15 protein-coding genes are annotated in these 15,095 nt (G+C 68.8%); 8 read left to right on the top strand and 7 right to left on the bottom strand.

What is annotated here, in order from left to right:
- The first annotated feature begins 79 nt into the window (after window positions 1-79).
- The gene (locus LT948_RS11970; RefSeq protein ID WP_003084406.1) at window positions 80-1,117 is read left to right on the top strand and encodes a sensor domain-containing diguanylate cyclase; all 1,038 of its coding nucleotides are present in this window, start codon (window positions 80-82) and stop codon (window positions 1,115-1,117) included.
- Window positions 1,118-1,120: 3 nt separating this feature from the next.
- Here the strand turns inward: LT948_RS11970 and LT948_RS11975 are convergent, their stop codons facing one another.
- Complete coding sequence (locus LT948_RS11975) at window positions 1,121-1,876, bottom strand: NRDE family protein (protein WP_003084407.1); 756 nt, start codon at window positions 1,874-1,876, stop codon at window positions 1,121-1,123.
- Between the two features lie 121 nt (window positions 1,877-1,997).
- Between LT948_RS11975 and LT948_RS11980 the strand changes: the two genes are divergently transcribed.
- From LT948_RS11980 to LT948_RS11990, 3 genes are all read left to right on the top strand, one after another.
- Complete coding sequence (locus LT948_RS11980) at window positions 1,998-2,801, top strand: sulfite exporter TauE/SafE family protein (RefSeq protein ID WP_003110587.1); 804 nt, start codon at window positions 1,998-2,000, stop codon at window positions 2,799-2,801.
- A gap of 9 nt (window positions 2,802-2,810) precedes the next feature.
- Window positions 2,811-3,611 carry a prolipoprotein diacylglyceryl transferase gene (gene lgt / locus LT948_RS11985; RefSeq protein WP_003084409.1) on the top strand — a complete coding sequence of 267 codons (801 nt, stop codon included), beginning with the start codon at window positions 2,811-2,813 and terminating at the stop codon, window positions 3,609-3,611.
- A 205-nt stretch (window positions 3,612-3,816) separates the two neighbouring features.
- Window positions 3,817-4,611, top strand: coding sequence for a thymidylate synthase (locus LT948_RS11990; protein WP_003110588.1), 795 nt, complete (start codon window positions 3,817-3,819; stop codon window positions 4,609-4,611).
- A 26-nt stretch (window positions 4,612-4,637) separates the two neighbouring features.
- Here the strand turns inward: LT948_RS11990 and LT948_RS11995 are convergent, their stop codons facing one another.
- From LT948_RS11995 to LT948_RS12005, 3 genes are read right to left on the bottom strand one after another with little or no spacing between them, the layout of a single operon-like run.
- Complete coding sequence (locus tag LT948_RS11995; RefSeq protein WP_003112965.1) at window positions 4,638-5,435, bottom strand: FkbM family methyltransferase; 798 nt, start codon at window positions 5,433-5,435, stop codon at window positions 4,638-4,640.
- Window positions 5,436-5,469: 34 nt separating this feature from the next.
- Window positions 5,470-6,849, bottom strand: a complete 1,380-nt coding sequence (locus LT948_RS12000; protein ID WP_073657366.1) for a GTPase/DUF3482 domain-containing protein — start codon at window positions 6,847-6,849, stop codon at window positions 5,470-5,472.
- Window positions 6,842-8,227: a DUF2868 domain-containing protein gene (locus LT948_RS12005; RefSeq protein WP_031693600.1), complete on the bottom strand. Its 1,386-nt coding sequence runs from the start codon at window positions 8,225-8,227 to the stop codon at window positions 6,842-6,844. The genes LT948_RS12000 and LT948_RS12005 overlap by 8 nt, the downstream gene beginning before the upstream one ends.
- A 191-nt stretch (window positions 8,228-8,418) precedes the next feature.
- Here LT948_RS12005 and LT948_RS12010 point away from each other — a divergent pair, with 191 nt between their 5' ends.
- Entirely contained in the window at window positions 8,419-8,781 is a 363-nt protein-coding gene (locus tag LT948_RS12010) for a hypothetical protein (protein ID WP_003084423.1), read from the top strand.
- A 36-nt stretch (window positions 8,782-8,817) separates the two neighbouring features.
- Here the strand turns inward: LT948_RS12010 and LT948_RS12015 are convergent, their stop codons facing one another.
- Window positions 8,818-9,969, bottom strand: coding sequence for a glycerophosphodiester phosphodiesterase (locus LT948_RS12015; RefSeq protein ID WP_003117884.1), 1,152 nt, complete (start codon window positions 9,967-9,969; stop codon window positions 8,818-8,820).
- 209 nt (window positions 9,970-10,178) lie between these two features.
- On the opposite strand from LT948_RS12015, the gene LT948_RS12020 reads away from it, so the two are divergent.
- The 3 genes from LT948_RS12020 (at window position 10,179) to LT948_RS12030 (ending at window position 12,887) form a co-directional block, all read left to right on the top strand.
- Window positions 10,179-11,273, top strand: coding sequence for a hypothetical protein (locus LT948_RS12020; RefSeq protein WP_003110414.1), 1,095 nt, complete (start codon window positions 10,179-10,181; stop codon window positions 11,271-11,273).
- Complete coding sequence (locus tag LT948_RS12025; protein ID WP_033995103.1) at window positions 11,270-12,310, top strand: hypothetical protein; 1,041 nt, start codon at window positions 11,270-11,272, stop codon at window positions 12,308-12,310. The genes LT948_RS12020 and LT948_RS12025 overlap by 4 nt, the downstream gene beginning before the upstream one ends.
- A 70-nt stretch (window positions 12,311-12,380) precedes the next feature.
- Window positions 12,381-12,887, top strand: a complete 507-nt coding sequence (locus tag LT948_RS12030; RefSeq protein ID WP_003084430.1) for a dihydrofolate reductase — start codon at window positions 12,381-12,383, stop codon at window positions 12,885-12,887.
- A 15-nt stretch (window positions 12,888-12,902) separates the two neighbouring features.
- On the opposite strand, the gene LT948_RS12035 is transcribed toward LT948_RS12030, so the two are convergent.
- Window positions 12,903-13,376 carry a metallophosphoesterase family protein gene (locus tag LT948_RS12035; protein WP_003102894.1) on the bottom strand — a complete coding sequence of 158 codons (474 nt, stop codon included), beginning with the start codon at window positions 13,374-13,376 and terminating at the stop codon, window positions 12,903-12,905.
- 138 nt (window positions 13,377-13,514) lie between these two features.
- Window positions 13,515-14,900, bottom strand: a complete 1,386-nt coding sequence (locus LT948_RS12040) for a nucleobase:cation symporter-2 family protein (RefSeq protein WP_003102887.1) — start codon at window positions 14,898-14,900, stop codon at window positions 13,515-13,517.
- Window positions 14,901-15,095 lie beyond the last annotated feature (195 nt).

A 15,095-nucleotide genomic window follows, 5' to 3' on the forward strand; every position in this document is an offset into this window, starting at 1 on the left:
CTTTCCCCGCAAGCGTATAGACTGCCTGCCATTCGGTAGAGGCCACTGGCCAGTCGAACGTGCGAGGGATTGCCGCAAAATGGACGAACGGGCGTCGAAGCCGCCAGGTCTTCTTCCGCTGTCACGCGAAGACCTTGAGAAAACCCTGCGATATGCCCTGGAGATCGTCAGCGACGGGATCTGGGACTGGAACATCGCGACCAACCAGGTCAGCCGCAGCGCCGGCTGGTACCTGATGCTCGGCTATCCGCCGCATAGCCTGCCGGAGAGCGTGGAGACCTGGAAGAACATCATCCATCCCGAGGACTATCCGCGGGTGATGGCCAGCTTCCAGGCCTACCTCGACGGCGAAAGCCCGGAATACTGCGAGGAATACCGCTGCCGCACCTACAGCGGGGATTACCTGTGGATCAGCGATCGCGGGCGTTTCGTCGAGTTCGACGAGCGCGGCGAGCCACGGCGGATGATCGGTGCGCACCACGAGATCCATCAGCGCAAGCTGGTCGAGCTGGAGTTGCAGCAGCGCAACGAGGAACTGTTCGACTGGAACCGGCGTCTCGAGGACTTGGTGGCCGAGCGCACCGAGGCGCTGCACCGGGTCAACCAGGCGCTGGCCTCGAAGATGGCCGAGGCCCAGCGCCTGAGCGAAATCGATCCGCTCACCGAGCTGTACAACCGGCGCAAGTTCGAGCAGTGCCTGCACCATGAATGGATGCGCCGGCAGCGCCATGGACGCGCGACGGCACTGGTGATGATCGATGTCGATCACTTCAAGCGGATCAACGACCTGTTCGGCCACTCCACCGGCGATCGCGTGCTGGTCGCCTTCGGCCGCCTGGTCGCCAGCGAGCTGCGCGAGGTCGACGTGCTGGCGCGCTGGGGCGGCGAGGAGTTCATCCTGCTGCTTCCGGAAACCGGCCTGGAGGCCGCGGCGGCCTTGGCCGAACGCCTGCGCCAGCGGGTTCGCTCGCAGTCCTTCGAGATGGGCGAGCGGTTGACCGCCAGCTTCGGCGTCGGCGTGCTGAACGATGGCGAGACCCTCGACCTGCTGCTGTGCCGGGTGGACGACGCCCTCTATCGGGCCAAGCAGCGTCGCGATTGCGTGGCCTGTTGCTGAAGGTCAGCCTGGCGGCAGCACCAGGCTGACCTCGCCGAGCCGGGCGCCGGACGGCCCGAAGCTGCGCTCGATCATCTCCCGCGTGCCGTCGGCGTGTACCCGTACGACGCTGCTGGCGCGAGTGCCGTAGCTCGGGCTGGCGATGAACACGCTGGAGAGCAGACGTTCCGTGGCCAGACCCACGCCGGTATCCGGCAACTGGCTGTCGGCGGCCGGCGCTGCGTCGGCCAGCAGCTCCAGCAGGGCCTGCGGATGCGGCTCGGCAAGCCGCTCGGCGAGGGCGGCGCGAGCCTTGAGCAGCTTCGGCCAGGGCGTATCGAGGGCCGCGTTGGACAGCCCGTAGACCCCCGCCGGCAGCAGGCGCGGTGGCCCTACGCGGGGGTTGTAGTGCCAGAGCTGATGGCGATCGCCAATGAGCAGGTTGAAGCCGGAATAGTCCGCAGCGCGCCCGGCGACCTGCGCCAGGTAGTCGGCCGGGTTGCCGCCGCCGCGCAGGAAGTCCGCCACCAGTTCGCCACGGGAGCGCTTGCCGAGAGCCTGCGACGGATCGCGGACGTTGGTCAGGGCGGCGAAACGGCCGGCCGGGCCGAGCCCCAGCCAGGTGCCGCCGGCCTCCAGGTCGCGTCCGGCGAATACCCCCTCGGCGTCCTCCCAGGCCGCCAGCGGCAGGCTCGGGCGGGCATAGAACTCGTCACGGTTGGCGGCGACCAGCAGCGGCAGGGCGTGCCCCGGTTGCCAGGCGAAGACGATCAGGCACATGCGCGATCCTTGGGATGGGCTGGCCGTCAGGCTAAAGGCATCCGCCATCGCCGTTCAAGCACGACGCCTGCCGCGCGGCGCGCAATTCCGTTACCATGCCGGCTTTCCAACGGGGGCGTGCATGGAGTTTCTCCTCTATATCGTGCTGGGCGCCTGTGCCGGCGTGCTGGCCGGACTGTTCGGCGTCGGTGGCGGCCTGATCATCGTCCCGGCGCTGGTCTTCAGCTTCACCGCGCACGGTTTCGGCGGCGACGTCCTGACCCAGATGGCGGTCGGCACCTCCCTGGCGACCATCGTCTTCACTTCGATCAATTCCATTCTCGAACACCATCGGCGCGGCGCGGTGCGCTGGCCGGTGTTCGCCTGGATGACCCTCGGCATCCTCATCGGCAGTGCCCTCGGCGCGCTGACCGCGGCGCAGATCAAGGGGCCGCTGTTGCAGAAGATAATCGGGGTGTTCGCCATCCTGGTCGCTTTGCAGATGGTTCTCGATCTCAAGCCAAAGGGTAGCCGCGAGGTGCCCGGCAAGGGCGGCCTGACCCTGGCCGGCGCGGTGATCGGCTGGGCCTCGGCGATCTTCGGCATCGGCGGCGGTTCGCTGACCGTGCCTTTCCTCAGTTGGCGCAGCGTGCCGATGCAGCAGGCGGTGGCGACTTCCTCGGCCTGCGGCCTTCCTATCGCCATTTCCGGCGCTCTGTCGTTCATCGCGGTCGGTTGGCACAACCCGCAGTTGCCGGAGTGGAGCCTGGGCTACGTCTATCTGCCGGCGTTGGTCGGCATCGCCGCCACCAGTATGCTGTTCGCCCGCTTCGGCGCGCGCCTGGCGCATCGTTTGTCGCCGCGCGTACTCAAGCGACTGTTCGCCCTGCTGCTGTTCAGCGTGGGCATAAGTTTCCTGACCCCCGATCTCGCTTTTCTGTCGTAGGAGTTATCGATGCTGACGTATCCCCAGATCGATCCGGTTGCGCTGGCCGTCGGCCCGCTGAAGATCCACTGGTACGGGCTGATGTACCTGATCGGGATCGGCGGCGCCTGGCTGCTGGCGTCGCGCCGGATGAAGCGCTTCGACCCGACCTGGACCAAGGAGCGCCTTTCCGACCTGGTCTTCTGGGTCGCCTGCGGCGTGATCCTCGGTGGCCGCCTGGGCTACGTGCTGTTCTACAACCTGGACGAGTACATCGCCAACCCGACGCTGATCTTCGAGGTCTGGAAAGGCGGCATGTCCTTCCATGGCGGTCTGCTCGGCGTGATGCTGGCGGTCTGGTGGTTCGGCAAGCGCCATGGCAAGAGCTTCTTCCAGCTGATGGACTTCATCGCCCCGCTGGTGCCCATCGGCCTGGGCGCCGGGCGCATCGGCAACTTCATCAACTCGGAACTGTGGGGCAAGGTCAGCGACGTGCCCTGGGCCATGGTCTTCCCCAACGGAGGCCCGCTGCCGCGGCATCCCTCGCAGCTGTACCAGTTCGCCCTGGAAGGCGTGGCGCTGTTCGTCATCCTCTGGCTGTTCACCCGCAAGCCACGGCCGACCGCCTCGGTCTCCGGCCTGTTCGTGCTGTGCTACGGGATCTTCCGCTTCGTCGTCGAGTTCGTCCGCGTGCCGGATGCCCAGCTCGGCTACCTCGCCTGGGGTTGGCTGACCATGGGCCAGGTGCTCTGCGTACCGATGGTGCTGGCCGGCATTGCCCTGATGGTCTGGGCCTACCGCCGCGACGCGGCGCAGCCGAAGGCGGCCTGAGCCGCTTTTCGTGCCCGGGGCGGATAACGTCGCAGGCGTCATCCGCTCCGGGCAGCCGGCTTTCCGCTCCAGGGCGTGCATGGCTTGCGCCGGTCGCGCCGAACTGGCGATGCCGGCCCCGTCGCCGTAGACTTGGCCATCCTTCTGTCATCCCTCGGTGGGAGCCGCCACGTCGGCGCCGCACCGATATCGATCCGAGCCTCCGATGAAACAGTACCTCGACCTGATGCGCCACGTGCGCGAGCACGGCACCTTCAAGAGCGACCGCACCGGCACCGGCACCTATAGCGTGTTCGGCCACCAGATGCGCTTCGACCTGGCCGCGGGCTTCCCCCTCGTGACCACCAAGAAGTGCCATCTCAAGTCGATCGTCCACGAGCTGCTGTGGTTCCTCAAGGGCTCCACCAATATCGCCTACCTCAAGGAGCACGGCGTCTCGATCTGGGACGAGTGGGCCGACGAGAACGGCGACCTCGGCCCGGTGTATGGCTACCAGTGGCGCTCCTGGCCGGCGCCGGACGGCCGCCACATCGACCAGATCGCCAACCTGATGGCGATGCTGAAGAAGAATCCGGACTCGCGCCGGCTGATCGTCTCCGCCTGGAACCCGGCGCTGATCGACGAGATGGCCCTGCCGCCCTGCCACGCGCTGTTCCAGTTCTACGTCGCCGACGGCAAACTCAGCTGCCAGCTCTACCAGCGTTCGGCGGACATCTTCCTCGGCGTACCCTTCAACATCGCTAGCTATGCCTTGCTGACCCTGATGGTGGCGCAGGTCGCCGGCCTGCAGCCGGGCGAGTTCATCTGGACCGGCGGCGATTGCCACCTGTACGCCAACCACCTGGAGCAGGCCGACCTGCAGTTGACCCGCGAGCCGCTGCCGTTGCCGAGCATGAAGCTGAATCCCGAGGTGAAGGATCTGTTCGACTTCCGCTTCGAGGACTTCGAGCTGGTCGGCTACGAGGCCCATCCGCACATCAAGGCACCGGTCGCGGTCTGACCCTTCGGCGGAGCCGTCGGCTCCGCTCAACCGAACAGGCGGCGGTACCAGGGAAGCGCGCGCCAGTCCCGCAAAGCCCGCTCCGCATCTTCTGCGCGTTGCAGCGCCTGCTCCAGGGCCTGCTCCAGCGGTGCGACCGGATGGCTCATGGCGTGGCCATGGCAGAGCTGGAAGTCGTCCAGCAGGTTCGGCGGTAGCGCGAAGGCGCCTTCCAGGCGGGCCTGTTCCTCCGCCAGGTAATAGCCGTTAAGGCCGTCGAAGTGGACGAAACGGTAGCCCGCGGCGAGCAGCGGCGCTTTCCATTCGGGGTCGTGGTCGAATGGGGTTTCCGCGAGGATCAGCCAGGGGCGCCAGCGGTTCAGGTCGAGGCCGCGGAGCACCGCGCCTTCCAGCCCTTCGACGTCGATCTTGAGGAAGTGGATCGGCCCTTCGACATGGGCCGCGCAGATCGCGTCCAGGGTGCTGACCTTCACTTCGCGCGGAGTGGCCGTGCAGCCCTCGGCCTGGCGCTGGCGGGCTAGCTCGGGGTCCAGGGTGGAGAGACCCGAGGCGGCCATCTCGTAGAGCGTGGCGCGGCCTTCGCGCTCGCCAATGGCGAGGTTCAGGTTGAGGTCTTCCGGCCGTTCCCGCTCCAGCTCGCGGTGCAGGTGGGGCAGCGGTTCGATGTTGATGCCGCGCCAGCCGCGCTCGTAGAACGCCAGGGTGACCGAGTCGATCCGCGGGTGGTTGGCGCCGACGTCGATGTAGAACCCCCTGGGGAAGAGTTTCAGGGCTCGCCAGAGTCGGACGTCTTCCAGGTTCTGCGCGTAGGAAACGAAGGGCATGGGCCTACCTCTTGGGCGATCGTCGCCCAGTCTGTCATTCCCCGCGTCCGCTCTCCAGCAATTCGGCCAGCGCGTCGATCTGTTCCTGGCGGTCGCTGCCGCCCACCCGCCTGCCGTTCAGCGACGACCACTCCGGATGCGCGCGCGCCTTGCGCAGTGCTTCCGGCAGCTTGCCTTCGCGCCACTGCTTGTCCTCCGGGGTCTCCAGGCGGATCGCCTCGATCGCCGCGTGGCCGCGCGTTTGCAGGGCTGCCAGGAGCTGCCGTTGGCGCAGCGCAAGCAAGCGCAGCACGGCGTCGTTGACGGTCAGCTCGCGGGCGCCCTTGAGCTTGCCGAGCAGGCGCGAACCGTAGTGCCCGACGGTCTGCCAGGCGCCGCCAGCGAGGGCGCCGAGGGCGGCGGCGGCGCCAAGGGTGACGCCGCCCACCAGCAGGTCGATGCCGGCGCCGGCCGCGGCACCGGCCGCAACCCCGCCGCCGAGGCGGATACCGAGTTGGCGCAGGGTCTCCGGATTGAACAGATCGTCGCCCCAGCGGCCGTCGAGCAGCGGCAGGTCGGCGGCGCGGGCGTCGTCCCTGGCGAAGGCGTAGAGCCGCAGCAGCGCTTCCACGCAGGCCTGCTCGCGCTTGCGCACCTGCTGGTGCAGGTCGCGGGTGGCTTCCTGCACGGCGCTTTCGCCGCCGGGCACCAGGCGCCGGCAGGCGGCGACGTCGACCAGCAATTCGGCGATCAGCCGTTGCCCGGCGCGCAGGCGCGCGGCGGCCTGGGTCTCATGGTCGGCGATCAGCCGGTCGAGTTGCGGCCGGGCGCGCTCCAGCAGCAGCGCCAGGCTCTCGTAGAGGCGCCGTTCGCCGTCCAGCGGCGGCGCCACGCTGTCGAAACGCACCAGGGCGTGCAGGCCCAGGCGAGCGAGGGCGGCGCGCCACTCCTCCTCGCGATGCTGCGGGCTGGCGACGAAGTTCAGCACCGGCAGCAGCGGCCGGCCGCAGCCGACGAGCACCGCCAGTTCGTCGCGATACTTGGCCAGCACCGGTTCGCGGGCGTCGATCACGTAGAGCCCGGCGTCGGAGGCGAGCAACTGGCGGACCACCTTGGCTTCCTGTTCGAAACGCCCGCGCGCTTCGTTGCTGTCCAGCAACCGCGCCATGCGTTCCGGGCCATCGAGACGCTCGCCGGGGCGCTCCAGGGCGTCCAGGTAGTCGAGCAGGGCGATGGCGTCTTCCAGGCCGGGCGTGTCGTAGAGTTCCAGCAGCGCTTCGCCGTCCACCGACAGCCTGGCGCCCTCGACGTGGCGGGTGGTGCTGGGGCGATGGGAGACTTCGCCGAATCCGCGGTCGCGGGTCAGGGTGCGCAGCAGCGAGGTCTTGCCGGTATTGGTGTGGCCGACCACGGCCAGGATCAGCGGCTCAGTCATGGCCGGTCTCCAGCCAGGCCAGCGGCGAGGTCTCGCCGTGCGGCAGTTGCAGGCGCTCCAGGGCGGTGTGCCAGTCGCCCAGGCGGTCGCTGTCGAGCGCTTCGCCGGGCGGAGCCTGGAGCAGCCAGATGCGGGTGCTGGCGGCGCAGCGGGCGAGTTCGCCGAGCAGCGCCAGGGTGCCGCGGTCCGGCGAGCGACGCGGGTCGCAGGCGATGGCCAGGCGCGCCGGCGGGTAGCGGGTCAGTTGTTCGAGCAGGCGACGGCGCTGCTGGCCGTCGTCGAGGATGCCGGCGTCGGCGACGCCTTCGGCGAGCTTCGGCGGCCAGGGCCGGCGATCGTCCAGCTCCACCGCCACCAGCACCGCTCCGGCGGCTTCCTGGCCGGACTGGCCGCCCTGCGGCTCCGGTAGCCAGTCCGGCGCCGCGTCGCTGACGCCGAGGCGTTCGCTGGCCGGCATCAAGCGTTCGCGCAGCAGGCTGTAGCCTGGGTCGTCGAGGTCCAGGTCGAGGTCGGCCAGGCCGCGTTTCCAGCGCCACAGGCAGAACAGACCGAGCAGCGCGCGCGGCAGGACCCCATAGACCAGCAGTACGCCTACCAGCCAGCCGGCCCAGGCGTGCCGCGCGGCTTCGCTGGCCAGGGCGGCGTCGCCGCTGGCGCGGATCAGTTCGGCGTCCGGCAACGGGAAGCCAAGCAACGCCGGCAGGGCGCCGAGCGCCTGGGTGAGGGCGATGAAGGTATCGCTGCCGAGAATGGTGGTTTCCCAGACGAAACCGTAGCGGCGGGTCGCCAGCAGGCCGAGGAGCATGGCCAGCGCGGTCAGCAGGCCGAGCAGCCAGAGCCCGTGGACCAGCGCGCCGAGGCCCCAGCGCGCCAGCCGGCGCCGGCCGAGCAGGACCAATAGCGCCGGCGCCAGGTGCGCGGCGCGGGCATCGCGCGCCAGCTTGCCGCTGAGCCACAGCCAGAGCCGGCCGAGCGCGCCCGCGGCCTCGCCGCCGGCGAGCAGGCCGAGGGCCCAGCCGAGCAGGGTCAGCAGGTGCAGGCCGAGGAGGCTGGCCAGCGCCCAGAACACGTTGACCGGGCGCTGGCCATCGCCGAGCGCGGCGAAGGCCAGTCCGGCGCCGCTGGCCAGGGCCAGCACCAGCAGCAGGGCCAGCGCCAGCCGCGAACCCTGGCGCCAGGTCCGCTGGGCGTCGAGCAGGCCCTCGCGGCGGCCCAGCCAGTGGGCGCGGGTGAGAATACGGCGCGGCAGGGAACCGCCCTGGGCCAGCGCCTGGCGAAGCGCCTCGCTGTCTTCCAGCGGACCGGCCTGTTCCTCGCGCAGGCGAACGGCCTCGGTCAGCCAGAGGGCGTCGAGGCCGGGATGCGTCGTGTGACTCAAGTCACCTCCTGTGTCGATTTCCCTGCCGAGCGTGAATCGTGCCCGGCCAACGGCGTCTGATCAGCGCCAAACATAGCAAAAAGCGCCCCGGCGGCTCATGCTGGCTTGCCAGCCGGCTGGCGGCGGGGTGTGGGATTTTGACTGGCGCCGTGGCGAAAGCGTTCGGCGCCGGTAGCGAGAGGAACACTGAGATGAAGGTAGTACGCCGATACCCCCTGGCGCTGTTGCTGGGGATGGCGGGCGCGCTGGCCGACGAGTTGCCCGATGGCTCCTTGCTGCAACGCTATGGCGTGCAGGCCGACCAGTTGCCGACCCTGGCGGCGGATCCGCCGTCGCGCAAGGAGGAGAAGGAAACGCCGTCGCGCTTCCGGGTGGAGCCGGAGCAGCCCTTGGTGACCTTTGGCGTCAAGGACCACAAGGGCGTGGAACCCACTGGCAACCCGTCGATCGACGCCATGCACGAGCGCGATCGGCGGATCTGCCGGAACATCAGGCGGCAGGCGCTGGAGAAGGGCAAGGCACAGCCCTTCGACGGCTACATCGAGTGTCCATGAGGCCGGCGCCCGCGTACGAGCGCCGGTCGGGCTGCGTCAGCGCTGCTCGCGCAGGCGCACGGCGACGTCCGGCTGGTCGCTGAACAGGCCGTCGATGCCGGCGTCGAGGTAGGCCCTGATCTCGCCGGCCAGGTCGCCGCGCGACTGTGGGTTGCCGTCGGCGCTGCGGAACTCCGCCGGAAGGAAGCTGTTTTCCGCGCGGAAGGTGTAGGGATGCACCTTCAGCCCGGCGGCGTGGGCGTCGCCGACGAAGCGGGTCGGCTGGCCGAGGTTGCCGTTGGCATCGCGAGGAATCACGTAGCTCTTGTCCGGACCGACCCCGTAGGCGTAGCGCGCCACCTGGCGCAGGCCCTTGGCGGTGGCCATCTCGGCGTAGGTCAGGCTGCCGCCGCTGGCCTGCTGGTCGTAGGGCTGGCCGCTGCCGTAGAGCTGGACCAGGCGGATGCCGGTGAGGCGCTTGAGTTCCTTCAGGTTGTTCACCTCGAAGGACTGGATGAATACCGGCGCGCGCGGACCGAGGTAGCCGTTGCGGTGCAGGGTCTTCACCAGCGGGCGTTCCATGGCCAGGCCGAGGCGCTGGAAGTGGGTGCCGTGCTTGATCTCGGGGTACAGGCCGATGGTGCGTTGCTGGCTGATTTGCAGGCTTTTCACCAGGTCGATGATCTCCTGCAGGGTGGGGATCTCGAAGGTGCCGTCCAGGCGCGCATTGCCCGGGCGGATCGTGGGGATGCGCTCGATGGCGCGCAGCGTCTTCAGTTCGGCGAGGGTGAAGTCTTCGCTGAACCAGCCGGTGAGTTCCACTCCGTCGACTTTCTGCGTGCGCTTGCGGTCGGCGAATTCCGGGTGCTGGGCGACATCGGTGGTCAGGCCCAGCTCGTTGTCGTGGCGGGCGACCAGCTTGCCGTCGCGGGTCATCACCAGGTCCGGCTCGACGTAGTCGGCGCCCATCATCACCGCCAGGGCGTAGGCGCCCAGGGTGTGTTCCGGTACGTAACCGCTGGCGCCACGGTGGGCGATGACCAGAGGCGAGCGTTCGTCGCTGGCCGGGTGGCGGACGGAGGCCTGGCCCTGGGCCCAGTCGATGGCGCGTTGTACGTTGCCGGTGTCGGCGTGGGCGGCGCTGGCCAGGCCAGCGGCGAGCATCAGGCAGGCGGCGCCGAGGTGGCGGCGCAGGAAGGCTGGTTGCATGACGGGTCCTCGTCGGCGGTTCGGGAGTGTTCCAGTCCAGCAGAGTGACGCAGCCAGGTGATACTTCTTTGCCCGTTTCGCGACATTCCCGTGACAATCGCCGCCAGCGTGACGACGTCGGCGTTTTCCCGGCCAATCCAACGAAAGGGGCGGACGGCCGGGGCAGGGTATAGGGTGACGGCGCTCGCATAACAGTAAGAGGATCGGTGATGGCTTCCGCGCAACCTGCCTCCGCGTTTCCCTGCCTGTCGTTGCAACTGGCCTGCCTGTTGCTGGGCGCCTGGCTGGCCTTCGATGCCCACGGTGGCGGCCAGGCCGTGGCGCCGCCGGCCCGTGTCGAAGCGCGTGTGCCGACGGCCGCTACCGATGACTGGGGGCGCCAGCCGGACAGCCTGATGAGCGCCGTGCCGCCGCGTACGCTGGAGGCGAGCGTCGGCGCCCGCGGCTCGGGATCGGCGAGTTCGCGATTGTGGATCGCCGATACCGACTTCCGCCTGCACGACGACATCGGTTTCTTCATCCAGCGCATGCTGATCCGCATGGAACCGACTCGTCCCGGCGCGCCCTTGTCGCTCGACGATCCGACGGCGATGGTGGCGCGGATCCAGGCCGGCGAGATATTCGTCAGCGACGCCACCCTGGCGACCCTGCTCAACCAGGACCTCGCCGCGTCCCGCGCGGCCGTGCGCAACCTCAGGATGAGCACCCGCAAGGACGGCCAGGAAGTGCGTGGCGAGTTGTTGCGCAAGGGGCGCTGGCGGCCGCTACGGATGCTCACTGAGATCGAGCTGAGCGGTCCGCTGGAGGTGACCCTGGTACCCCGGCGGATCTTCGTCGACGGGGTCGAGGTCACTTCGTCGCTGGCGGCGGCCTCGATCGAGATGTCCGAGGTGCTGAAGCTGAAGACCCGGCACATGGAGCTGGTCGGCAACCGCATCCGCGTCGACCTCGACGGTTTGTTCCCGCCGCCGCGCCTGGACTTCCGCGTCAGTCGCCTGGCCCTGGCCGACGGCGGCATGCAACTCGCCCTCGGCGACTCCCTGGCCGACCTGCAATGGCCGGCATTACGGGCGCCGGACAGCTACATGTTCATCGAAGGCGGCGATATCAAGATGGCGCGCACCGTGCTGGTCAAGGCCTACGCCCTGTTCACCAGCCTCAGCCCGGGGCAGCCGCTGCTGTTCAATCTCTACGACTACCGGCGGCAACTGCAGAACGGTGTGATCCGCCTGCGCGAGGACGGCATGGTGCAGATCGCCGTGTCGCCGGTGAAGGCGCCGGCGCCGCTGGAGGCACGGCTGTGAGCCGGCGTCCGTGGGGCGTGCTGCTTGGCTGGTGCCTGTTGGCGGCCAGCGCGGTCCAGGCCGAAAGCCCCATCGACCGGCAGCAGCGCGAACTGGCCCTGCTGCGCGAGGGCTGGTACCGGCAGGTCCCGCCGGCGCCGGTGCCGCTGCCCATGCGTACGGCCGGGCCGGCGGATTCCGGCCAGGATGGCGTCGGCATACTGCTGCGCAACGTGGACATGTACCTGCGCGGCAACATCGGTTTCCACGTGCCCGAGGTGAAGGGCTGGCTGGTGCCGAACCGGGCCGGCCAGCCGGTGGACTTCGATCGCCCGCAGGACATGCATTTCCAGGTGATGGAGGGCGAGGTGCTGCTCAGCCCGCGGCAACTGGCCAACCTGTTCAACGAGCACATCCTCGCCTACGACGGGACCATGTTGAAGGACTTCCGCATGAGCAGTGCGGCGGGACGCCTGGAGGTGGAGGGACGGGTGCGTCCGCTCGGCGTAGGGCCCTGGCTGCCGCTGCGGCTGGGCGGCGGCGTGGAGGTGGACGCGGCCAGCGGCGCGCTGGTCTATCGGCCCGACCAGTTGAAGGTGATAGGTCTGCCGCTGTACGGGGCGATGAGCCTGGTCGGCTTGCCGATGTCGGCGCTGGTCAGCCTCGATCGGCCGGGGGCGAGCCTGGTGGGCAGCGCCATGCGCCTGGACTACCGCAAGGTCTTCCCGCTGCTGGGCATCGATGGCCACGTACAGGAGGCCTGGCTCGACGACCAGGGGCTGCACCTGCGTTTCTCCCAGGCTCCCGGCCAGCCGTCGCCGGTGTTCAGCCCGCCGGCCGCGGCGGGCCCATCCTTCCTCTGGCTACAGTCCGGCGACCTGAAGATCTTCGAAATCCTCATCACCTACGCCCAGGTGCTGCTGAAGACCGAGACCCCGGACCAGGTGCTGACCTTCAACCTGCAGGACTACCGCAAGGTGCTGGCGACCGGCACCACCCAGGTCAACGAGGATGGCACCTTCTTCATGCAGGTGCCGCCGTATGCCAATCCCTTGTAGGCCGGGCCTGGAGTCCGCCGGCGCGAGTGTTTATCCTCGCGCCTTTGTCCTTCCACGATGAGGTAACCCCATGGCACGACCGCTGGCGATGATCGCCGCCCTTGGCGAGAACCGCGCGATCGGCATCGACAACCGCCTGCCCTGGCGCCTGCCGGCCGACCTCAAGCATTTCAAGGCGATGACCCTCGGCAAGCCGGTGATCATGGGGCGCAAGACCTGGGACTCGCTGGGTCGGCCGCTGCCGGGCCGGCTCAACCTGGTGGTCAGCCGCCAGGCCGGCCTGGCACTGGAGGGTGCGGAAGTGTTCGCCAGCCTGGACGCCGCGCTGGCGCGCGCCGAGGCGTGGGCGCAGGCGGAGGACGCCGACGAACTGATGCTGATCGGCGGCGCCCAGCTCTATGCCGAGGCCTTGCCGCGCGCCGCGCGTCTCTACCTGACCCGGGTTGGCCTGGCGCCGGAGGGCGACGCCTTTTTCCCCGAGATCGATGGTGCGGCCTGGCGCCTGGCGTCGAGCATCGAACACGCCGCGGCTGACGATGCGCCTGCCTACGCCTTCGAGGTATGGGAGCGCCGCTGACGGTTCCAGGCGGGGTCAGAGGGTGATCAGCTCCGCCTCGATCTTCTTGCCCGCCACTTCCAGCACGCCGATCCCGATCGGCAAGCTGAAGCGCCGCGGTCCGGCGCTGCCCGGGTTGAGGTAGAGCACGCCGTCGCGCTCTTCCTTCAGCGGCTTGTGCGAATGTCCGGCGACCACCACGTCGATGCCTTCGGCGGCCGGGTCGAGGTCGAGTCGCTTGAGGTCGTGCAGTACGTAGAGGGTCAGCCGGCCGATCTTCAGCAGCAGGCGCTCGGGGATGTCCGCCGCCCAGTCCTGGGTGTCGTTGTTGCCGCGCACCACCGAGAGCGGCGCCAGGCGTTCCAGCTCGGCGAGGATTTCCGGCTTGCCGATGTCGCCGGCATGGATCAACTGGTCGCAGCCGCGCAACCGTTCCAGCGCCTCGGGCCGGAGCAGGCCATGGGTGTCGGCGATCAGGCCGATGCGCAACGGGCGGCGGGACTGGGGCATGGGCGCGGGTCCGGGTTGCGGGACGGAAGAGGGTGGCCGACGGGCATGGCCATGCCGTCGATCATACCCAACCATTGGCCGGGTACGAAAACCCTTCGGCGAAAACCGCGACGCCACCCGGAGGTGGCGCCGCGCCTATCAGTGTCCGGCCTTCTGGACCGGGCTTTCCGGCAGGAACCAGTTCAGTAGCAGGGCGCAGATGCCGCCGGTGGCGACCCCGGATTCCAGCACGTTGCGCAGCGCCGCGGGCATGTGCGCGAGGAACTCCGGCACCTGCGAAACGCCCAGGCCGAGGGCCAGGGACACGGCGATGATCAGCAGGGCGCGGCGGTCCAGCTGGATGCCGGCGAGGATGTTGATGCCCGAAGCGGCCACCGCGCCGAACATCACCATCGCCGCGCCGCCCAGTACCGGTTCCGGCACCGCCTGGATGACGCCGGCGACGCTCGGGAACAGGCCGAGCAGGACCAGCATGGCGGCGATCCATAGGCCGACGTAGCGGCTGGCCACTCCGGTGAGCTGGATCACCCCGTTGTTCTGGGCGAACACCGAGCTGGGGAAGGTATTGAAGATACCGGCGAGGAACGAGTTGGCGCCGTTGACCAGCACGCCGCCCTTGATCCGCTGCATCCACAGCGGGCCTTCCACCGGCTGCTTCGACACCTTGCTGGTGGCGGTGACGTCGCCGATGGCTTCCAGGGAAGTGACCAGGTAGATCACCAGCATCGGGATGAACAGCGGCCAGGAGAAGTCCAGGCCGAAGTGCAGCGGGGTCGGTACCTGGAACAGCTCGGCCTGGTGCATGCCGGTGAAGTCCAGGCGGCCGAGGTAGCCGGCCAGCGCGTAGCCGACGGCCAGGGCGATGACGATGGCGCAACTGCGCATCCATACCACCGGGATGCGATTGAGCACCACGATGATGCCCAGCACCACGCCGGACAGCAGCAGGTTCTCGCCGTTGGCGAAGGTGCCGTTGGACATCGCCGAGAAGCCGCCGCCCATGCTGATCAGGCCGACCTTGATCAGGGTCAGGCCGATCATCAGCACGACGATGCCGGTCACCAGCGGGGTGATCAGCCGCTTGACGAACGGCAGTATGCGCGAGATGCCCATCTCGACGAAGGAGCCGGCGATGACCACGCCGAAGATCGCCGCCATCACGCTTTCCACCGGCGTGCCCTGCTTGACCATCAGCGCCCCGCCGGCGATCAGCGGGCCGACGAAGTTGAAGCTGGTGCCCTGGACGATCAACAGTCCGGCGCCGAACGGGCCGAAGCGCTTGCACTGGACGAAGGTGGCGATGCCGGAGATCACCAGCGACATCGACACGATCAGATTGGTGTCGCGCGGCGATACGCCCAGCGCCTGGCAGATCAGCAGGCCGGGGGTAACGATCGGCACGATGATCGCCAGCAGGTGCTGGAGGGCGGCGAGCAGGGCGATGGGAGCGCTGGGACGGTCGTCCAGGCCATAGACCAGGTCGTTGCGGGCGCTGGCGTCCGACGGGCTTTGCAGGGAACTCATGGTGGCGGTCCGGGGAAAAAGAGCGCGATTTTACTGGGCGAACGCGGTCTCGCCCAGGCCTGGCTGCGCCGCATGTCGGCGGATAACGCCGGTGGCGTATGCGCCCTACGGTTGGAGCGTGGGTGAGCGGTAGGGCGAATGACCGCTTGCGGTTATCCGCCATTCGGCGTGCGCACGCGCGAATGAAAAAGCCCG

It is taken from the genome of Pseudomonas sp. CP-1 (assembly GCF_021213715.1).
GTDB lineage: Bacteria > Pseudomonadota > Gammaproteobacteria > Pseudomonadales > Pseudomonadaceae > Pseudomonas > Pseudomonas aeruginosa.